Genomic DNA, 21,661 nt, shown 5'->3' with positions numbered 1-21,661 from the left:
CTGCCACTTACTTTACCTGACTATTCACGACCGAAACAGGGCAAAGCCTGACAATCGTCCGAAGGAATATCGCTAAATCCCACATAAATGTTGGCATTCCATTGCACATGGGAGTCCTCAGGGTGCCAGCAAGTAGTGCGGAGCGGAATACCTCCTTCAACGGTGGTGTCATCAAAGTATTCGGTGCAATTGCCATCGCAAGCGCGCGGATATGTGTCATCAAAAATGTCGCTGTTGATGGTGTTTATATTGCTGAGAGTATTGCTATCGTCTTGAGTTTCGTCGTACTGTTCGCCCTGTACTTCGTTGTACGGTTCGTTGACGTACGGATCGTTGGTGTACTGGTCACAGTCGTCGTAAGCGTCGTTGCGTACGGCAGGACTGTTGTCACAGATGAAGCTGTTATGCTCTACGATCGCGGTTCCTGTTGCACGGTCAAGCCGGAGCGGATCGCAATCTTCCACTAATACAAACGTATTGTGATGGATCCAAGCATCAGGATTTTTTGGAATATCAATAGCGCCCATATGATCGCCAACGGCAGTGTTATAGGCGAATTCAGAGTGCACGGCTTTGTCTTCGCAGAACATCACTGTGCCGCCTGAGTTACCGCATGAGTAGTTGTAGCGGTAGAGCGTGCCATCGCCGAAATCAGCATCCCAGGCTTGCCCGTCGCCATTGCCGCAGTCTGCATTTAAGGTGTCATAGGCTTCGTTGTATTCGAATAATGCGTTCTTGCATCGCCATGGCCAAATTGCAGCGGCAACACGATCATTCGTTGTTTCGCAATACAAATCCGAACGAATATACTGTGCTGCTCGTCGCGATACATTGTGGTCCACATACGGCTTCAGCGCATACATAACTGTTATGGCATCACCGCCCGCATCTTCCACAATATTGTGATCAATGCGCACATTCGTAGCACCATATTGTTGCAGCACAGCATCGGCAATAGAGCCGTCGCCATAGTTGAATGTATTCGTCCAATGACCCTGTGCATCGCGCTTGCCTCGATCAATAACATTGAGCCAAGCCGTGTAGCCGACGGCAATACCCCAACGGCGCGTGCGCTGCACAAAGCATTCAGTAATACGAATGTCATTGAATCGGGAAACAGGAACTTCAGCAGGCAGCTTGGTCAGAGCGCCAGTTTTAGTAACGGTTGCAGTGCCAGCTTTGGTACCAGCTTTTGTACCAGCTTTAACACCATTCCGTCCGCTACGATTCACCGCTCCATCGCGCAATTGCGTTGGCATATGCGCAAGAATCTGAATACCGCCATTGGCCATGTGCTTGTTATAAATATTGCCTTCCACATCATGAATATTGAGTTGCTGTAACACAATGTGATTCACGGTGCCAGCATCTTGTGCAATCACAGCCACACCGGTGCGATCCATAGCCGCAAGACTATTGAAGGCGCATCCTTGAGCATCAAGTCCGTTGTCATCTTCAATGCGACGATTTGTAATTTCAAGATTGCTGACCTCTACATAAGACATATCCATCAGCAGCAGTGCCGTAGAAACAGGACCTGAATTCTTGTGTGGCGCACCGCCAATAGGAGCGCCGTAGTCTTGCTGCCAGACGCCATAACCGTTGACGGCAATACAAGGTAATGGCAATGATTCATCGCCATAGCAGCTAATGCGAATTGGATGGCCCTCTGAGCCAGAGCCATGAAGATGGAGGAACTCGTTTTCGAACACTGATCCGCGCTGTAGCAGCACTGCATCATCAGGCCCGAGTGTGAGCTCGTTTATACGTAACAGACTAGAAAAGGGCGTTTGTTCTGAGAGCCCATCTGCAGCGCCATTGCTGCGCGTATTCGCAACGTAATAGATGGTCATGCTGTTTATTGTAATGTACGTTTACGAATAAGCGTATTACCAATGAATTAACTGAGGAAATACACTCAAAAATCGTTGATATTACAAGCGACACACTATATTGTAAACTAAGTTGACATAAAGTTTCACAATTTCTACACTTGTCATAGTTACCACAACGATGTGGTAGCAATTCACGAGGAGAAAAGCACATGGTTTCACTGAACAAGCGCATCTTCGCAAGTGTGGCCGCAGTAGCAGCCCTATCTATGGGGTTAGCCGGTTGTGGCTCTTCTGGATCTGACAGTAATGCTTCGTCTGATCCAAACGAAAAGGTCGAGATCACGTACATGCATCGTCTTCCAGACAATGCGGGCATGACCACGGTCGATTCCATCGTTAAGCAGTGGAATAAAGAACATCCAAATATTCACGTCAAGGCCACGAAGTTCAACGGCAACGCCTCTGACATGATCAAGAAGCTCGAAACTGACGTCAAGTCGGGCAATGCTCCAGATCTCGCTCAGGTTGGCTACTCCGAGCTGCCAGAGGTCTACACGAAGGGCATGCTCGAGGACGTCACGCAGTACGCCGAGCAGTATAAGAGTGACTTCGCATCCGGCCCATTCAACCTGATGCAGGTTGGTGGCAAGTACTACGGCCTGCCACAGGATACGGGCCCACTCGTTTACTTCTACAACAAGAAGGCATTCGACGATCTCGGTATTAGCGTGCCAAAGACGCAGTCTGAGCTGCTCGATGCAGCAAAGAAGGCTGCTGCTGCAGGCAAGTACATTATGTCGTTCCAGGCTGATGAAGCCGGCAACATGCTGACTGGTCTGGCTGGCGCTTCGGGCGAGTGGTACACGATTAAGGATGACGCTTGGGTTGTGAACACGATGACCAAGGGCTCCAAGTCGGTCGCTAAGGTCTTCCAGGATCTGCTCGATTCGAAGGCTGTTGCAACGAACCCACGTTGGGATCCTTCGTTCGATGCTTCACTGCAGAAGGAACAGCTTATCGGCACCGTTGGTGCAGCATGGGAAGCTCCACTGCTCATGCAGTCCATTGGTGAATCCGGCAAGGGCAACTGGGCAGTCGCTCAGCTCGGCGATTGGTTCGACAACGCTGGCAAGACTGGCCCTGACGGTGGTTCCGGTGTAGCCGTGCTCAAGGGTTGCAAGCATAGCAAGGAAGCTATGGAGTTCCTCGACTGGTTCAACACTCAGGTCGACGCACTGATCAGCCAGGGCCTTGTCGTCGCAGCCAACAGCAAGGATGCCAAGACTCCTGAAGAATGGAAGACCTACTACGACGGTCAGGACATTATGCAGGAGTTCATCAAGGCCAACGAGAACATGGGTCAGTTCACCTACATCCCAGGCTTCTCGGCAGTTGCTACGGCAATGACCGATGCTGCATCGAAGGCTTCGACCGGATCGCAGAGCATGCTCAGCATTTTCGAAGCTGCTCAATCAACGTCGATTGACACGCTCAAGGATTACGGCCTCTCGATCGCAGAGTAAATCCACACTGCAGTAGTTGCACAGTACTGCAGCTTCGTGAGCCTCATTTCACGACATTCGTTCCCTGTGCACCCTCGGAATCGGTAAGGCTGGAGCACCCCAGACTTCTCTCCAGCCTTACTGGTTTCACTCCCACGATTTGACTACTTTTTCGGGGCTACACAAGGTGGCTTAGCCTCGCTATACCCAAAATCAAGTCTTATGACCCCTGCTCATAGCCGAACCAACGTGGCATATACACAGCAGAAAGGTTGATCCCATGTCAGCTACAACACAAACCGCGGTAAAGAGGCGCGGCTCATCTACGAAGCGGTCGAAAGCCTTCCGGCGCGAGGAGCGTACTGGCTGGGCATTTATGGCACCGTTCTGCATCCTCTTCCTAGTCGTTTTCGTCATCCCAATTATTTGGGCAATTTATCAAAGCTTCTTCCAGCAGGTTGCCACAGGCGGTGGTGCATACGGCGGCGGCTCTCTGGAAAATAAGTTCGTCGGTTTCGCGAATTTCCAGTATGTAGTGACGTCGAGTGCGTTCTGGCAAGGCATCGGCCGCGTCCTGATTTATACCGTTATTCAGGTGCCGCTGATGATTATTGTTGCGTTGGCCTTGGCTATGCTGCTCGACTCACTGATCGTCAAACATGTGTCTGGTTTTAGGCTTCTTTATTTCTTGCCATACGCAATTCCAGGCGTCGTTGCTTCGATCATCTGGGTCTTCCTGTACAACGATCAAATCTCACCAATTGTTAAATTCCTCGAGATGTTCGGCGTACATCCAGACTTCTTCGCCAGCAACGCAGTTATCGCCTCTATGGCCAACATCACGACTTGGACGTTCACGGGCTATAACATGCTGATCTTCCTGGCAGCACTGCAGGCCATTCCTCACGAGCTCTATGAAGCAGCACGCATCGATGGCGCTAACGGTTGGCAAATTGCTTGGCGTATCAAGCTGCCAAACGTGCGCGGTGCTGCACTGCTCGCCATGCTGCTCTCGATTGTTGGCACGATCCAGCTGTTCAACGAGCCACAGGTTATGCAAACGGCCGATCCAAGTATTTCTGATTCGTTCACACCAATGATGATGGCCCTGAACACTTCGCGTGGATCGCTGACACCAAAGGGTGACGGCCCAGCTTCGGCAATCGCCATTGTTATGGCACTGATCGCAGGTTTGCTTGCAGCAGCCTACGCCATTGTGGAAAGGAAGGTGAACGAATCATGACCTCGGAACTCGCATCAGTAGACCGTCGTCTTATTCGTGCCCAGCAGCGCAAAGCCGATAAGATGCGCGAAAAGGCCGCTAATGATTTGCCACCATCGCTGCAGCCAAAGAAGCCAGTCAAAGTCCTGACGATTATTGTGCTCGTCCTTGCAGCAATTTACTTCATGTTCCCAATTTATTGGGCACTGATTGCATCGACGAAGTCACCATCGCAGCTCACCGATAGCAATGGCGTATGGTTCGCTGTTGGTCTCGATAAGTTGCCAGATGCAATTGCTGCAAACTATGCAACACTGCTTGGCTGGACCAAGGGCTACTTCTGGCGCTGGGTGCTGAACTCGCTGATCTACTCCGGTGTTTCTGCCATTATCGGCACGGTTGTTGCTGTTATGGCTGGTTATGCAACAGCTAAGTTCCAGTTCCGCGGCAAGGGCGTTGCCATTGGCATTGTTATGGGATCCATGCTGATGCCAGCAGCACTGCTGACCATTCCTCAGTACTCGATTTTCAACGCCATCGGTATGGATAACACGATGCTCTCGGTTATCATCCCGTGCTGCGTATCGCCATTCGGCTTCTTCCTGGGCAGTGTCTATGCACAGAACTCTGTGCCAGATGAGCTGCTCGAAGCTGCGCGTATTGATGGTGCAGGGGAAGCACGAATCTTCTTTACGATTGTGCTGCGCATTCTGGCTCCAGCAATGGTCACGATTTTCCTGTTCCTGTTCGTGGCCACCTGGAACAACTTCCTGCTGCCATTGATGATGCTGTCGAGCACCGATCTGCAACCAGTGACACTGGGCCTGTATGGCATGGTTTCGCTTGCAACATTCACCGATCGTGGTGCTCTGATGATGGGCGCACTACTTGGCGTGCTGCCAGTAATTGTGCTGTTCCTGTTCTTGCAGCGCTACTGGAAGGCCGGACTGGCCGCAGGTGCTGTCAAGGGCTGACAGCACACAACAAGCACGGAGTTGCACTGCTGGCCTCTTGCCGCACATAAGCCAGTTGCAACTGCAATATCTACACAGAGTTACGTTGTGGCTTCCAACGGCGAAGCTGCCATGGAAGCCACAACAGAACTCAATACATCTTTGAAACCCCTCTGTTGAAGAAAGAGAACGAAATGACGACGCAAGGACGATTCACCCTGCCAAGCGAAGAAAACTTTGCTGCACAGACCGCACGTCTCGCAGAACTGTGGGGCGCCGATGCTATTCGTAACTCGGACGGCACGCACCTTGATGAAGAAGTCAAAGCACTTGGCAAGCGTATCTATAGCGCGTATTTCCCAAGCCGAGCACACAACGAGTGGATCAGCCAGCATATGGACGAGACGCCACAGGTGTATTTGCTGACGCAACGCGTGCTGGCACAAGGTGATCCGATAAGCCCGGAAGACGTCACCATTGATCTGATGGCTTCGTTCTATGCAGAGCAGTTGCAGCCAAATTGGGATGCTGATCCAAAGCGCTACTGGGAAGTCGTCGATCGTACAACAGGTGATGTTGTTGATCCAGCAGTCTGGGACTTCAATAAGGATGCAGGAACTGTAACCGTGCATAACGCAGCATTTATGCATGAATATACAGTGTCGTTCTTGGCCTACATTATTTGGGATCCCGTCGAAATGTACAACCATTTGACGAACGACTGGGGTGACAAAGAGCACGAAATCCCATTCGATATTTATCACGAGCGCACACGCGAATTCGTCATGAATACGTTTCGCCAGTGGCTGCTCGACAATCCAGAAACCGATGTCGTTCGTTTCACAACGTTCTTCTACCAGTTCACGCTGCTGTTCGATCAGAAGCATCGCGAGAAGGTTGTCGACTGGTTCGGCAGCGGTTGCGCAGTAAGCCCACAGGCTCTGGATGATTTCGAGAAGGTCTACGGATACCGTCTGCGTCCAGAAGATTTCGTGGATGGCGGTTGCTACAACTCGGCCTGGCGCGTACCTCGTCAAGCACAGCGCGACTGGATTGACTTCCTCTCAACATTCGTGCGCCGCAACGTCAAGAAGATGGTTGATATGACGCACGAGGCAGGCAAAGAAGCCATGATGTTCCTCGGCGATCAGTGGATCGGCACCGAACCATATAAGGAAGGCTTCGGCGATCTTGGTCTTGATGCTGTTGTCGGTTCGATTGGCGACGGTACGACCACGCGCATGATTAGCGATATTCCTGGTGTTAAGTACACCGAAGGTCGCTTCCTGCCATACTTCTTCCCAGATACGTTCTATGAGGGCAATGATCCAAGCATTGAAGCATGGGATAACTGGCGTAAGGCAAGGCGTGCAATTCTGCGCAGCCCAGTAGCTCGTATGGGTTATGGCGGCTACCTGTCGCTGGCTGCAAAGTTCCCAAAGTTCGTAGATGCAGTCACACAAATTGCTGATCAGTTCCGTGAGCTGCACGACAAGACGGATGGCAAGGGAGCAGAAGGCAAGCTCAATGTGGCTGTGCTCAATTGCTGGGGTCGTATGCGCTCGTGGATGGCATACACCGTGGCACATGCTCTGCCAAACCAGCAGACAGCACAGTATTACGGCATTCTTGAAGCACTGTCGGGCATGCGTGTCAACGTACGCTTCATTAGCTTCGATGATGTGCTCGAACACGGCATCGACGACGATCTCGATGTCATTATTACGGGCGGCCCAGTGGATACGGCCTTCTCGGGCGGTGACGTGTGGAATGATCCAAAGCTTGTCGCAACTATTCGCGCCTGGGTACGCGATGGCGGTGGCTTAATCGGCGTGGGCGAACCAGCAGCAGTAGCCCGTCGTGGCGATCGCTTCATGCAGATTGCCGACATTTTCGGTGTTGATGAAGAGCGCTTCCAGACGCTGTCGGTGGATAAGTACTTCCCAGCAGTAACTACAAAGCACTTCATTACTGATGATGTGCCAGCAGGGGAGTCGATTGACTTCGGTGAACCAATTGAGAACACATACCCGCTGAACGAACAGGTCACGTTGTTGAGTGCTAAGCACGGCATGGTGCAGCTCGCTACCAACGATTATGGCGAAGGTCGCGGCATTTATGTGTCTGGCCTGCCATACTCGGCAGCCAATGCACGACTGCTCGAACGTGCACTGTTCTATGCAAGCCATCGCGAAGACGATTACGCAGCATTCAGCTCCACTAACCCAGAGTGCGAAGTGGCTTGCTTCCCAGAAACCGGCTGGTACTGCGTTATTAACAACACTGATCGCGAGCAGAGCACCGTCGTCACGCTGTCCGATGGCACCACGCGTGAATTCGCGCTGGCAGCCAGCGGTATTGCATGGCAGCAACTCTAAATTTCGGTTGACTATTGGAAGGAGATGCTATGGCCAGCCCAGCCATGCAAGCAGCCTCGCTGTTCCAACTCGACGGGCATATCCAGTCAGTTGAGCCCTATGGCGACGGACACATCAACACCACGTATCTGATCACCACCGATCAAGCACGCTACATTCTGCAGCACATGAATACACATGTGTTCCCAGATACGCGTGCACTGATGCGCAATATTGAACTCGTCACTCAGTTCCTGCGCGATCGCGGCCAGGAGACGCTTGACCTCGTGCCAACGCAAGAAGGTACAAGCTATGCCGAGCTCAACGGTCACCCATGGCGCGTGTACCGCTTCATCGAAGGTACGCGTTCCTACAATCTGACCGATGATCCCGCAATTTTCGGCGCAACAGGAGAGGCCTTTGGTAAGTTCCAGCGTGATCTCGCCGAGTTCGACGCCAGCCAATTAACCGAAACTATTTCTGACTTCCATAACACACCAAAGCGTTTTGCCGACTTCAAACAGTCCGTAGAACTCGACCGTGCTGGTCGTGCCGCTCAAGTGCAATCAGAAATTGAGTTCTACTTAAGTCGCGAAGCCGACGCTCCGATTATTGTGGACGCGCTCGCCGAAGGTACCGTGCCGTTACGTGTGACTCATAACGACACGAAGCTCAACAACATTTTGATGGACGCCGAGACCGGTGCAGCCCGCGCTGTTATCGATCTTGACACCGTTATGCCAGGCAGTATGCTCTACGATTTCGGTGATTCGATCCGCTTTGGTGCGTCCACGGCTCTTGAAGACGAGCCTGACGTCAGCAAAGTTGCATTTAGCCCGCTGCTGTTCACTGCATATGCTCAAGGATTTCTGAAACCACTTCGCAATAGTGTGACACCTGCCGAAGTGGAACTGTTCGCTCGAGGCGCTCGCATGATGACGTTCGAATGCGGTATGCGATTCCTTGCGGACTACTTAGACGGCGATACCTATTTCGCCACGAAGTATCCAGAGCACAACTTGGTACGTGCGCATACGCAAATTGCATTACTTGCCGATATGGAACGACACCAGGCATTTATGCAAGACACCGTTGCTCAGATTGTCAATCAAAGGATGTGACAAGATGATCCAGCACAACGAATCAGTAAGCGCCAGCATTGACGCATTCATAACCTATGCGCGTCAGCACCTCTATCTCGATGCATCCGATGAAGACTACACGCGTAATCGCCTCATCGAACTCATCGGCTTCTCTGGCTATATCCCATCATCTGCACGTACAGCAGACATGGGTGATGCGAGTACTCCCGCACGTAAGGCAGGCACAGCGTACCCTGCATCTTCCGCACATAAGGTAGATGCAACGAATAATGTATTTCCCGCACGTAAGGAAGATGCACAGAAGCCTAGTGATAGTGCAGTTGCTTGTAAGCATGGGGCACAGTGCCATAGTGATGCTGGTAATGATGTTGATGCGTTGCTGCGCAATGCCATTACGTCAATTCGTTGTGCTGGATTAGCGGAACATTATGACGATGCGGCGCTCGCTGATGCATTGTTGAACACTGTAAGCCCTGTGCCATCGCGTGTGCAGCAGCTGTTTGCTGAACAAGAGCAGCAGCATTCTGCTATGGAGGCCATGCATTGGTTGTATGACTTCGGTTTACACAACGGTTATGTGCATGGTGGCCAGTTGGCGAAGAATCCTCGCTTTGGATCGCATGGGCTGATTGTGACAATTAATGCCGCAAAGCCTGAATTCAAAACAATGGCTAGTGCCGGTCAAGGCAATAGTGTGCAAGGTGGATATCCCGCATGCACGATTTGCCATGCCAATGAAGGCTTTGCTGCACGCAATAAGCGCACGCTGCGCACGATTCCTGTTGAGCTCGATGGTGAACCATGGTTCTGGCAGTACTCGCCATATGGGTATTTCCATGAGCATGGTATTTGCGTCAATATGCAGCACACGCCAATGCATGTTGATCGTTCAACGTTCAGAAAGCTGCTTGATTTTGTTGATCGATTCCCAGATTTCTTCTTGGGATGCAATGCAGCATTGCCTCGTATTGGCGGCTCCGTACTTGCGCATGACCATTACCAAGGTGGCGGCGAACAGATGCCAATGCACCATGCGGCAGCAGTTCATGAACGTGCATCAGCCGTTGATTCGCGAGTCTCGATTGCTGTACTGGATTGGCCTGGAACGGCTATGCGATTGACCTCAACGGATCGTGATGCACTCGTTGCTATTGCTGATCGTATTCGTTTGGCTTGGGAACAGTATGATAACGCAGCCCTGCATATTGCAAGCCATGATGCACAGGGCAATCGTCAATCCGCTGTCTCGCCAACGGTAATCGCCACCGATCATGGGTATGAACTGAGTTTGATTCTGCGTAATAACGCGGTTTCTGAGGAACATCCGCAAGGCATTTTCCATGCACATGAAGAGTTCTGGCCAATTAAGCAAGAGCCAATTGGCTTAATTGAGGCACAAGGATTATTCGTGTTGCCAGGCCGACTTATTACGCAACTTGGTGAACTGGAACAAGCGCTGTGTCAAGGTGCAGCACTACCACAGCATTTGGCTGAATTCCATATGGTTTTTGAAGAAACACAACAACTCCTTCAGGGTGCAACTGATGAGCAATCGGTGCGCGTTGCCATGCGTGACGAGCTCGGTTCCATCTGCACACGCATTCTGCGCAACACAGCCGTGTTCCCAGATGTGCGTGAAACTGAGGCGTTCCTACAACAAGCGGAGGTGTAATGATGCAATCACAGCAATACAACTCAGCAGCAAACGCAAACCCTACGCAGCGCTACATGATTGGCGTTGATGTTGGCGGCACCAAAATAGAAGCCGTATTACTTGACGACGCGGCACAAGTGCTGGCCATAGCACGCGTGCCTGCACGCAGGGGAGCGGATCTTGTTGTAGAAGATATTGCAACATTGGCACGCACCGTTGGCGCCGATCACTGGGACGACGTTGCGCAAGTGGGCATCGGTATTCCAGGACAAGTCGACTGGAAAACCGGTCAGGTCGGACACGTTGTCAACTTAGACATTGTTGAACTTGATTTAGCCGACCAAGTCAGCGCACAACTTGGCGGCATTCCAGTGCACGTAGAAAACGATGTGAACGCTGCAGCAGTTGGAGCGGCGGCAGTTTTGCACGAGGATGAAGAAGCCATTGCTTTCTTGAACCTCGGCACGGGACTGGCTGTTGGACTTATTAATAACGGTCGTATTATGCACGGCGCAAGCGGATCAGCTGGAGAAATTGGCCATATTCCAATCGATCCAAACCGCTTCGAATGCCCATGCGGTCAGCGTGGCTGCCTTGAAACAGTGTGCTCGGGATCGGCTGTAGCACAACTGTGGCCAACCGACGATGGCCGACCACCAATGCCAGACCTGATTGCGCGTGCTCGAGCAGGAGAACCTGCAGCACAACGCGTACTCGCCAAAGTAAAGCATGCTTTGGGCGATGCGGTACAAATTGTGGCCCAAGCCGTTGATCCGAACACGATTATTGTGGGCGGTGGCATGGCACGAACGGGTCAACCATTACTTGACGCCATGAGTGAGGAATTAAGTGCGCGTGCGGCGAATTGTGCATTCCTCGAAAGTCTGCAGTTACCAGCGCGACTGAAGCTCGCACCTGCAGACGAACCAACTGGTGCCATAGGAGCAGCACTGGCTGCTCGAGTCTAGAAAGGAGAAGTACAGTAAGCAGAGTTGCTTAATCCTGTGCAAGGTCAACAACCAAGTTGGGCGTACACCTCGGTGATGAGATGTACGCCCAACTGCTGTTTGTAACGAAGTGTTGTATGAGTGCACTGTTTATGAGTGCGTTATGGCATTACTGCACTGCTGCATTAATACATTGCTGTATTAGTGCACAATATATGCGCGAACGGCTTCAATGGCGGCACCGCGCAAGCTGATATCGGCACCGAGCTGGCAGCGACGAATTACAGTGCGTGCATGGAACTGCGAACGAGCCATAGCGTCGAACTGTTCCTGCGCAGTCTCGAGGAACGTGGTGTTAATAATGTCGGCTGGGCCATACACGCATACATCGCTAATATCGAGCAAACCAATTGGCATAGCCAGCGCCGATGCGAATTGGCGGCCAGCATCAGCAACAATTTGCGTGCGCTGCTGAATCGAATCGAGATCGTGCAATTGCTCACGTAATGCACTTGCCGAGAGCAGCATCTCCATACAGCCACGCTTACCACAAGGGCAGAGTGGACCATTGACAGGATCAAGCGAAATATGGCCAATCTCACCAGCGGCATGATTATCGCCAATAACGGCTTCATCATTAATAAGCACCGCTGAGCCAATACCTTTGTCATTCTTAACGAACAGCAAATTAGGTCCAGCTTGGCCGAAATAGCGTTCAGCCGTCATAGCAGCAACCGAATCGTTCACCAGTGTTACTGGAATATGGAAACGGCTCTCCAGCAACGCTGCTAAATCAACGTTTTTCCAACCTAGCTGCGTTGACTCGAGCACAACGCCATCCTTGAGGGCACCAGGGCAGGCAACACCAATGCCGATAATGTCATGATCATCAGGCAGCTCAGCGCGCATTTGCTCAACGAGCTGCACAATCGCATCAAGGTTGACTTTGTTATCAGGGCCAAGCGTGACTTCCATGCGATGAGAAGGACGACCCAGAATGTCAGTCGCAGCACATTGAATGAGCTGATCTTGCGATAAATCAATGCTGATTGTGCGCGTGCGCGTGGTATCCAGCACTAACAGTGTGGCTGGCTTACCCTTACCGGAAGCGCTGCTTTCGGTGCCACCTTCTACAACAAGACCCTCATCAATCATGTCACTAATCACGTCAGAAACAGCAACACGACTCAATCCAGTTAAGCGACCGAGCTCAGCTCGCGAATACTGATGATCAGGGAAGAGCAATGAAAAAATAAGTGCACGATTCTTGCGACGAACATCCGAGGGACTGGCCTTCACTGCATTGCTCATCACAATTGGCAGTGACGCGCGTGGAGCTAGTGCGGACATAGATTCCCCTTTACCTAGAACGATAACGTACTTTTCATTATAGGGTATGACTATGTCTTAGGGTGTATCAAAACGCCGAAAAGTGGCGCTAATCTATTTATGTAAGTATTATTAACAAATAGAGCGAATGTAAGGCGATGGAGCCTTGGAATTCGCATAATACAAGCGCACTAACAACGACGTGAGTCTTGCGCAGCAGCCGCAGAAGCTGCATTGCATTGCATACCAATTGCATACGAAAGGACCGGCTATGACCGAAGTCATTATTGTCCAAAATGAGCACGAGGCTGCACAAATCTACGCCAACTGTGTGGCCCAGCTTATTGCACGCAAACCAGATGCAGTTTTAGGTTTGGCAACGGGTTCGAGCCCATTGGCTGCCTATGGTGCACTCGCTGAGCGTGTTCGCGAGCAGCAGCTCGATATGAGCCAAGTGCAAGGCTTTGCTCTGGATGAATATATCGGTTTGCCACTCGATCATCCAGAGTCGTATCACAGCACGATCCACCGCACGGTAACTGAGCCGCTCGGACTTGATCCTGCCAAGGTGCATGTGCCGGGGGATGTACTGCATGGCATGGCCTTGAATGATAACGGCGAAGCTATGGCTGCAGCCGGCCCTAACTATGACCAGATGATTGCCGATGCTGGTGGTATTGATGTGCAAATTCTTGGCATCGGTACCGACGGTCATGTTGGTTTTAATGAGCCAGGTTCAAGCTTGGTTAGTGGCACTCGTATTAAAACGCTTGCCGAGCAAACGCGTATCGATAACGCGCGCTTCTTCAATAACGATGTTGAACAAGTGCCAACGCATTGCATTACGCAGGGTATTGGCACCATTCTTAAAGCGCGCCATCTGATTCTGTTGGCATTCGGCGATGCCAAGGCTGAAGCGATTGAAGAAACCGTTGAACGTGGTGTCTCGTCGTTCTGCCCAGCATCGGCACTGCAAATGCATCCGCATGCCACGGTTATTGTTGACGAAGCCGCTGCTTCGAGGCTGCGTCACAAGGATTACTACCGCTATGCATTCGAGCACAAGCCAGCATGGCAGGGAATCTGAGGTGCATAATGACTGAGCAATATCAGGCAGAGTCACCGGCAGCAATTCTGGCACAGCGTCAACAGCTCGCCCAGGCTATTGATCACACCTTGCAAGAAGAGGCACAGCCGTTTGCCATAGTCAATGCGCGCAAAATCGATGCCAATGGCGTCACGGATCACGCATGGCTCGTCAGCGATGGTACTTCGATTACGGCTGTTGGCACACTGAACGAACAGGCGAGTGCTGAAACAACAGTGGAGCGCATGATCGCCGCCGATCACGAGCTTGCAGTCGCTATTGCAACAGCACATGTTCAGCCAGATCAGATTATTGATGCTCAGATGCGCATTATGACGCCTGGCTACATCGATATTCATGCGCATGGCTCATGGGGTAACTCGTTTGATGATGGTGATCAAGGCATTGTTATGGCCCGTGCAGGCCATATGGTGCATGGCACAACGCGCCAGGTACTGAGCCTGATTACGAATCCGCTCGACGTTATGTGCCGCAATCTGCAAACCGTGCACAGCGTAATGCAGCGCCGTGCTGATGTGCTTGGCTCGCATTTGGAAGGCCCATTCCTGGCGCTGTCGCGTAAGGGTGCGCATGATCCAAACTGCTTAATTGATTCCACGCCAGAAGCCGTGCAAAAGCTGCTCGACGCCGCGCAGGGGAGCCTGCGTCAGATCACTATTGCGCCAGAGTTACCACATGGCTTGCTTGCTATTTATCAGCTTGCTAATGCCGGTGTTGTGCCAGCCGTGGGCCACTGTGACGCCGATTATGCAACTGCTGTACGCGCATTCGACGCCGGCGCCCGCATTATGACGCACATGTTCGATGCTATGAACGGCATTCATCATCGCGAACCTGGGCCAATTCCTGCGGCCGTTGAAGATGAACGCGTTTCAATTGAGCTCATTAACGACGGCTTCCACGTGCAAAATCCTGTGATCCGCATGGGCTGGAATTTCGCGCCGCATCGCATCGTATTCGTCACTGACGCTATGGCTGCCACGGATTGCCCAGACGGCCAGTACAAGCTCGGCGAGCTCGACGTCAACGTTGTAGACGGTCATGCCCGACTTGTATCGAACGGTGCAATTGCCGGTTCGACATTGTTACTTGAGCATGCCGTGCAACGAGCCGTGCTTGAGCTTGGTTTCAACGCTGCGCATGCTGTGGAGGCGGCCACGCTCGCTCCTGCACGTGCGCTGGGCCTTGATAAGCCGAACAGTATTACGAAGCAGCCGCTGGGTTTGCTGCGTCCTTCATACGCTGCGGACGTGCTACTGCTGAATGCTGCCACGTGGCAGGTTGAACAAGTGTGGTGCGCGGGTCACTCCATACCGCGCGCCTAATAATCGCGGGCGCAAGCTGTTATGTGGTTGACTTGCGTCCGCGGGGTTCTACAGATCGGGCTGCAGAATATCTAACAATTGTTGGGTGTTCTGCAGTCCGTTTCTTTTTTCGAAATATTGATCTGCAGTAGTAGAGGATTTGTATTTCTGCTCTTGCGATCTGAAGAAAAGAACAACAACAGTGGGTTCACCATACTGTGTCTAGATACAACAAAACCCGCTTTAACAGCGGGTTTTCGATGGGGTGGATAACGCGGCTCGAACGCGCGACCTCCTGAACCACAATCAGGTGCTCTACCAACTGAGCTATATCCACCATGTGTTTCAAATCATTGCTGACTTGCGACAACAAACGATGACTATACACCACTTCTTGCGTACGTGTGTCATCGGCGTGTCGCGTACGGGGGTTTATTTCTCAGGTGTTCGATGGTTTAGCAATAAGTAGGGGGTATAGAGCAAAACCTGTTCATGTGAACATGAAATGTGCTCATTAGTGCGGAATCTCAAGAAAAATGATGCGTGTTGTTATTTGGCATATGGTTTGAAGTGGTTATACTAGGGGGTGTAGAGCAAAGGCGCATTACATAAAGGCTCACCATGTGGGTGAGGGAATTAATAAGTAGTAATACCGAAGTTGAGCTGTGAGGTAGCTCACAATAGAAGTGAAATAGCAATAATCGAACAGGTTATGTAATGCAACGCATCCACAGGTGGTGGTTAATCAATGTGTGCATGATGTGGATGCGATAGAAAAAGATAGTGATGGAGCGGATGAATGATGTAGCTGCACAACAGCAGCTAGCTAGCGTCAGTTGCTAGATATCAACTCAGGGGGACTGGTAGATCATAAACATCCCTCAAATAATTCAAGAGGTTTCTTATAGAGGCAATCGTGCGGCGGCAATTACCTCTTGAAGAAACTGCTACAGCAGAAGCTGATGAGAGACGAGGTTGGAAGGGCGCTATTTGAAGAATTGAATTATGTGAATGGTGAATTCAAATAGCGCGCTCCCCGAGGCAGGTAGTCCGAGGAGAGTAAGACGAGAGGGCGATCCGGAACATCCTAGACACTCCGGATCGCCCTCTTTTTATGCAACGAACTAATTTTTAGTAAGAACGACTAGTATTAACGATGACAATGACTGGTCATTACAGCAGCAATAGCGCTGCATAGAGCGGAAGGCATTATGGCACGCAGGCAAATTTCTCAGGCAACGCTCTCAGAACACAACCGTTCTCGTGTATTGCATTACCTATTCCGTAATGGCACTGTGTCACGCGCCAATATTGCAAAAGCTCTTGAATTAACGCCTGCAGCCATTACCAAAATTACTGCCAAGCTTCTTGAATCTGGTCTGATTGAAGAAACAGGCGATCTTGAAGGTAAGGATCGTCGCCGTTCAATTGGTATTCGTCTGAATACGCATGCATTCCATATTGCTAGCGTTAAATTCGCACGTACGCTTATTCGTATTGGTTTGTTTGATCTGGCTGGCAATGAACTCGAGATGTCAGAAATAACAGCTATCGATCACCGACAGATCCCAGAAGCGGTGGAATCAGTGCGTGCCAAGCTCAACGCCATGATTCGCGCCGATGCTCGTATTGCTGCAATCGGCATGGCAGTGCCAGGTCCATATCTACGTCGAACGGGTCGCACGGCTATGGTCTCGTCCATGCAGGAATGGCGTTCGGTGAACTTCATTGATGAGTTCTCGCATGCATTCCGTGTACCAGTCGTCATTGAACAGGACGCTCGTGCTGGCGCATTAGCCTTCCGTCTGTTTGATTCCGAGCATACGAACCGTCATCTTGCGTACTACCTGATCGGCGAAGGTGTTGGCCTCGGCGTTATTGATGGCGATGACACGATTAATGGCGAGCTCGGTGCTGCAACCGAAATTGGTCACGTCAGCATTGATTACGATGGTCCGCTGTGTGAATGCGGTAACCATGGTTGCCTCGAGTGCTATTGCTCAGCAGTTGCTATTCATAATGAAGTGAACAAGCTTGGTCTTATTGAGGATTCTGAGAATCTGACACATCGTGCTGTATGTGAAATGCTGTTCCACCTGGCATTCTCGGGTAATAGTGAGGCCATTGATTTAGTGCAGCGTATTGGTACGTATGTGGGCTATGGCGCTGTTTCGATTATTAATGCATTCAATCCTAAGCGCATTATGATCGGCGACATTGTGGCCGGTGGTGGTGATTTATTGCTATCCGCTGTACAGAAGGTAGTCAATGAACGTGTTCTACCGGAATTAGCTGCAGCCACAGAAATCCAAATAACTGGTCCAGAGAACGATGCAACCGCAAGAGGCGCCGCTGCAGTGGCCATAGAACAGCTACTTTCCAACCCTTCTGAGTTTGTGGACGTCCTGTAGTTTTTGAAACCAACGACTTGACGACACGCCGTTTCTTACGTTAATGCATTAACGGTGTTAATGTATGAATTAACTTAACGAAACCACACAAGGAGGTGCGGTCCATTGATGAACCAAGCTGAAACCCCACAGAACGCAGCAGATGCTACCCAAACTTCTACAGACTGCAAATGCGAAACTGCTGAGCACACGCCAAACGTGCTGGCTCTCGGCGAGCTGCTCTGGGACATGCTGCCATCGGGCAAGCGTGCTGGTGGTGCTCCAGTAAACTTCGCATACCACGCCATGAAGAACGGCACGAAGTCGACGGCAATTAGTGCAGTCGGCGAGGACGAGCTCGGTGATGAGCTGGTGTGCCGCGCAAAGAATGCTGGCATTCACACGATTGTGCAGCGCAACGCATGGCCAACCGGCACGGTGGAAGTGGCCCTCAAGGAAGGTATTCCTGAGTACACGATCGTGCGCGGCGTAGCTTGGGATCATCTGCTGTACACGAAGGAACTGATTAACGCTGTGCGCGAGGCAGATGCCATTTGCTACGGCACGCTCGCACTGCGTTCCCCAGAATCGCACGACACGATTGTTGAGCTGCTCAAGCAGTCCAAGGAAACGGCAATGCGCTTCTTCGATATCAACCTGCGTGGTGATCACTACTCGAAGGAACTGATTGAAGAGCTGCTGGGCTACGCAACCGTGTTCAAGATTAATGATGCTGAGCTGCTGTTGCTGCGCGATCTGTTCAACATTCGTAACGCTTCGGATGCTGAGGCTTGCAACTGGTTCATGAAGCAGTACGACCTTGACTACGTCATTCTGACGGCAGGTGCTTCGTTCTCGACGATCTTCTCGCGTTCGGGCGAGACTTCAACACTGAAGACCCCTCACGTTGAAGTTGCTGATACGGTCGGCGCAGGAGATTCGTTCTCGGGTACGTTCACAGCACGTACGCTGCTCGGCGACTCGCTTGCCGAAGCTCACGCTAAGGCAGTGAACACCGCAGCTTATGTCTGCACGCAGAATGGCGCCTGGCCTGCATACCCAACCGAGATCCCAAACTACTTGGCTGAGTAACACAAGACTTACCCTCGTGCAAACTTGCGTCAGCTTTTCCGTCCCTCTTGGCTGGCGCAAGTTTCTCCTCAACTTTTATCAATCAGTTCAGTTTCAGGTTCGGAACTGAACAACCACAACTGCATACTTCATTCCTATAACTTCATACTTCATTGTTGAACATCGATGAATACATCAAAGGAGATTGACATCATGAGTACAAGTTCGCAAGAGCCTGTAGCTGCCGCCTCATCGGCAAAGTCGAAGATGAGCCTGGCACGCATTGCACCAGTTATGCTGGCCTTCTTCGTTATGGGCTTCGTTGACCTCGTTGGTACGGCAACGAACTACGTGCAAGGCGAGTTCAGCCTTTCTAACGGAACGGCCAACTTGTTCACCACAATGGTGTTCTTCTGGTTCCTGATTCTGTCAGTGCCAACGGGCGTGCTCATGAACAAGATCGGTCGTCGTCGTACCGTTCTGATTTCTATTCTTGTCACGCTTGTGGCAATGGCACTGCCAATTATTGGCTACACGCTGTGCACTGGCGGTGTGCGACTCGGCTTCATCGTGGCTTCGTTCGCATTCCTCGGCATTGGTAACACGTTCATGCAGGTTTCGCTGAACCCATTGATGACTGTGTTTGTCACCGGTGACCGCCTCGCTTCCACACTGACGACTGGCCAGTTCGTCAAGGCTTTCGCTTCGCTGTTCGCACCATATATTGCTGCCTGGGGCTTTAGCCACCTGAACGGTATGTGGTGGATTCTGTTCGTCATCTACCTGATCGTCGGCATTATCTCTTACGTGTGGCTCGCATTCGATCGCATTGAAGAACCAGCTCCAGATAACGGTTCCACGACTATCGGTCGCTGCTTCAAGCTGCTGTTCTCGGATCGTATTGTGTTCCTGTGCTTCCTCGGTATTATGGCTCACGTTGGCGTTGATGTTGGTATTAATGCCCAGGCTCCACGTATTTTGATGGAGCACACCGATATCGCTCTGACCGTGGCAACTTCGGCAACGATGGTCTACTTCGTGGCTCGTATGGTCGGCTGCTTCGTTGGTAGCTTCGCACTGTCCCGCATCAGCAACAAGCTTGGCCTGCGTATTTGCGGTGTCATTATGGTGCTGTCCGCTCTGTCGTTCGCTATCTTCGCCATGTCGCCATCGAACCCTCCAGTTTGGCTGTTCTGGGTTGCAGTTGTGCTCGTCGGTTTCGGTAACTCGAACGTCTTCTCGCTGTTCCTGTCTCACGCTCTGATGTACCGTCCAGATCGCCAGAACGAGGTTTCTGGTCTGATGCTGATGGGCCTCATCGGTGGCGCAATCTTCCCTCCAATTATGGGTGCTGCAGCAGATGCCATGGGCCAGCTTGGTGCCGTGCTCGTTATGGCAGTCGGCTGCCTGTACGTGCTCGTTATGGGCTTCGCTTACCGCGCTCTGGAGCATCACAAGGCTTGAGAATCTCCCTCTTGGGTTTCTCAATAATTTCTGATTTCTGATCTATTTCTCATGACAGAACAGAATCCCATTGCTGATTCGTAACTCACACGAATAGCAATGGGATTCTTGTTTTTGCACACATAACAGGGTTACAGAAAGTGTCCTTATATATAGGGAACAGATAGAGGATTAGACAGGGGAGAGAACTCAGTAGTTCCTTGATCTTTTTGCGTACATATTTACGCACATAAGTCAGTTGATAAGACTCTGAATTTCTCCAACACAAAACTGTTGCCAATGTCCTGCGCATGCGTATACTAGTAATTCGTGTGTGCCAGCGGCGCATCTTATGTAACAGAAGCGCGCGTTGGGATATCCTTCAAGCCGTTTGAAGCACGGGCAGTAATGCTGCAGTGTTAGGTGAGGAGGCCATCGGGCCGGTGGACAGTGGCTTATTGTTTTTCTTTCTTGAGAGGCAACATGCGGGAATAACCGCGTGGCTGATTCAGTTGGGAACGGTAGCTGCAGTGCGGCGGCTCCACTAAAGAGAATAGAAACCACTGAATCGGAGAATTCAAGTTGCCTACTATTGAACAGCTTGTCCGTAAAGGACGCAAGGCAAAGCCAAAGAAGTCTAAGACTTTGGCTCTTAAGGGCAGCCCGCTGCGCCGCGGCGTTTGCACCCGTGTTTACACCACCACCCCAAAGAAGCCAAACTCGGCTCTGCGTAAGGTGGCTCGTGTTCGCCTGAGCTCCGGCGTCGAAGTGACCGCTTACATCCCAGGTGAGGGCCACAACCTGCAGGAGCACTCCATCGTGCTCGTGCGCGGCGGCCGTGTTAAGGATCTGCCAGGTGTGCGTTACCACATCGTTCGTGGCGCACTCGATACCCAGGGCGTTAAGGACCGTAAGCAGGGTCGTTCCCTGTATGGAGCAAAGAAGGCGAAGTAAGAGATATGTCACGCAAGGGACCCGCAAAGAAACACCAGCTGCTGCCGGATCCAATCTACGGTTCGACCGTGGTGGCACAGCTCATCAACAAGATTCTGCTTGACGGCAAGAAGTCGATCGCTGAGGACATCGTTTACTCGGCTCTCGATATGGTCAAGGAGAAGACGGATCAGGAACCAGTGGCCGTGCTGAAGCGCGCACTGGACAACATTCGTCCATCGCTCGAGGTTCGTTCCCGCCGCGTCGGTGGCGCAACCTACCAGGTGCCAGTCGAGGTTAAGCCAAACCGCGCAAACACTCTGTCGCTGCGCTGGCTGACCGACTTCTCGCGCGCTCGTCGTGAGAAGACGATGGCTGAGCGTCTCGCTAACGAGATTCTCGACGCATCCAACGGCCTGGGCGCTTCTGTGAAGCGTCGCGAGGACACCCACAAGATGGCTGAGGCTAACAAGGCCTTCGCTCACTACCGCTGGTAATTAACAGCGGGAA

At 51.6% G+C, this 21,661-nt stretch carries 16 protein-coding genes and 1 tRNA gene; 14 read left to right on the top strand and 3 right to left on the bottom strand.

The features are described from left to right. Window positions 1-20: 20 nt before the first annotated feature. Window positions 21-1,853, bottom strand: coding sequence for a hypothetical protein (locus D2E26_RS04340; RefSeq protein WP_125963493.1), 1,833 nt, complete (start codon window positions 1,851-1,853; stop codon window positions 21-23). A gap of 191 nt (window positions 1,854-2,044) precedes the next feature. On the opposite strand from D2E26_RS04340, the gene D2E26_RS04335 reads away from it, so the two are divergent. From D2E26_RS04335 to D2E26_RS04305, 7 genes are all read left to right on the top strand, one after another. Then, complete coding sequence (locus D2E26_RS04335) at window positions 2,045-3,358, top strand: ABC transporter substrate-binding protein (protein WP_125963492.1); 1,314 nt, start codon at window positions 2,045-2,047, stop codon at window positions 3,356-3,358. Window positions 3,359-3,617: 259 nt separating this feature from the next. Then, complete coding sequence (locus D2E26_RS04330; RefSeq protein WP_125963491.1) at window positions 3,618-4,580, top strand: carbohydrate ABC transporter permease; 963 nt, start codon at window positions 3,618-3,620, stop codon at window positions 4,578-4,580. Further along, entirely contained in the window at window positions 4,577-5,533 is a 957-nt protein-coding gene (locus tag D2E26_RS04325; protein WP_125963490.1) for a carbohydrate ABC transporter permease, read from the top strand. The genes D2E26_RS04330 and D2E26_RS04325 overlap by 4 nt, the downstream gene beginning before the upstream one ends. 173 nt (window positions 5,534-5,706) lie before the next feature. Beyond that, window positions 5,707-7,890, top strand: coding sequence for a 1,3-beta-galactosyl-N-acetylhexosamine phosphorylase (gene gnpA / locus D2E26_RS04320; RefSeq protein WP_125963489.1), 2,184 nt, complete (start codon window positions 5,707-5,709; stop codon window positions 7,888-7,890). Between the two features lie 29 nt (window positions 7,891-7,919). Further along, entirely contained in the window at window positions 7,920-8,990 is a 1,071-nt protein-coding gene (locus D2E26_RS04315; RefSeq protein ID WP_125963488.1) for a phosphotransferase enzyme family protein, read from the top strand. 4 nt (window positions 8,991-8,994) lie between these two features. Beyond that, on the top strand, window positions 8,995-10,644 hold the full coding sequence (locus D2E26_RS04310; protein ID WP_125963487.1) for a galactose-1-phosphate uridylyltransferase: 1,650 nt from the start codon (window positions 8,995-8,997) through the stop codon (window positions 10,642-10,644). A gap of 2 nt (window positions 10,645-10,646) precedes the next feature. Further along, window positions 10,647-11,594, top strand: a complete 948-nt coding sequence (locus D2E26_RS04305; protein WP_125963905.1) for an ROK family protein — start codon at window positions 10,647-10,649, stop codon at window positions 11,592-11,594. A gap of 180 nt (window positions 11,595-11,774) precedes the next feature. Here the strand turns inward: D2E26_RS04305 and D2E26_RS04300 are convergent, their stop codons facing one another. Further along, on the bottom strand, window positions 11,775-12,923 hold the full coding sequence (locus D2E26_RS04300) for an ROK family transcriptional regulator (RefSeq protein ID WP_125963486.1): 1,149 nt from the start codon (window positions 12,921-12,923) through the stop codon (window positions 11,775-11,777). Window positions 12,924-13,173: 250 nt separating this feature from the next. Between D2E26_RS04300 and nagB the strand changes: the two genes are divergently transcribed. Both nagB and D2E26_RS04290 read left to right on the top strand, forming a co-directional pair. Continuing rightward, on the top strand, window positions 13,174-13,989 hold the full coding sequence (gene nagB / locus D2E26_RS04295) for a glucosamine-6-phosphate deaminase (protein WP_125963485.1): 816 nt from the start codon (window positions 13,174-13,176) through the stop codon (window positions 13,987-13,989). 8 nt (window positions 13,990-13,997) lie between these two features. Next, window positions 13,998-15,335, top strand: a complete 1,338-nt coding sequence (locus D2E26_RS04290; RefSeq protein WP_125963484.1) for an N-acetylglucosamine-6-phosphate deacetylase — start codon at window positions 13,998-14,000, stop codon at window positions 15,333-15,335. Window positions 15,336-15,575: 240 nt separating this feature from the next. Here the strand turns inward: D2E26_RS04290 and D2E26_RS04285 are convergent. Further along, window positions 15,576-15,651 (bottom strand) — tRNA-His (locus D2E26_RS04285). A gap of 874 nt (window positions 15,652-16,525) precedes the next feature. On the opposite strand from D2E26_RS04285, the gene D2E26_RS04280 reads away from it, so the two are divergent. The 5 genes from D2E26_RS04280 to rpsG all read left to right on the top strand — a co-directional run bounded on the left by D2E26_RS04280 (window position 16,526) and on the right by rpsG (window position 21,648). Then, a complete protein-coding gene (locus D2E26_RS04280) occupies window positions 16,526-17,725 on the top strand; it encodes an ROK family transcriptional regulator (protein WP_125963483.1) in 1,200 nt (399 codons plus the stop codon). Between the two features lie 228 nt (window positions 17,726-17,953). Further along, a complete protein-coding gene (locus D2E26_RS04275; protein ID WP_241218897.1) occupies window positions 17,954-18,796 on the top strand; it encodes a carbohydrate kinase family protein in 843 nt (280 codons plus the stop codon). Window positions 18,797-18,988: 192 nt separating this feature from the next. After that, window positions 18,989-20,239, top strand: coding sequence for an MFS transporter (locus D2E26_RS04270; protein ID WP_125963481.1), 1,251 nt, complete (start codon window positions 18,989-18,991; stop codon window positions 20,237-20,239). 561 nt (window positions 20,240-20,800) lie between these two features. Beyond that, a complete protein-coding gene (gene rpsL / locus D2E26_RS04265; RefSeq protein WP_006294990.1) occupies window positions 20,801-21,172 on the top strand; it encodes a 30S ribosomal protein S12 in 372 nt (123 codons plus the stop codon). Window positions 21,173-21,177: 5 nt separating this feature from the next. After that, entirely contained in the window at window positions 21,178-21,648 is a 471-nt protein-coding gene (gene rpsG / locus D2E26_RS04260; RefSeq protein WP_006294989.1) for a 30S ribosomal protein S7, read from the top strand. The last annotated feature ends 13 nt before the right edge of the window (window positions 21,649-21,661 follow it).

Source organism: Bifidobacterium dolichotidis (assembly GCF_003951975.1).
Taxonomy (GTDB): domain Bacteria; phylum Actinomycetota; class Actinomycetes; order Actinomycetales; family Bifidobacteriaceae; genus Bifidobacterium; species Bifidobacterium dolichotidis.
This window is presented reverse-complemented; position numbering and strand designations above follow the sequence as displayed.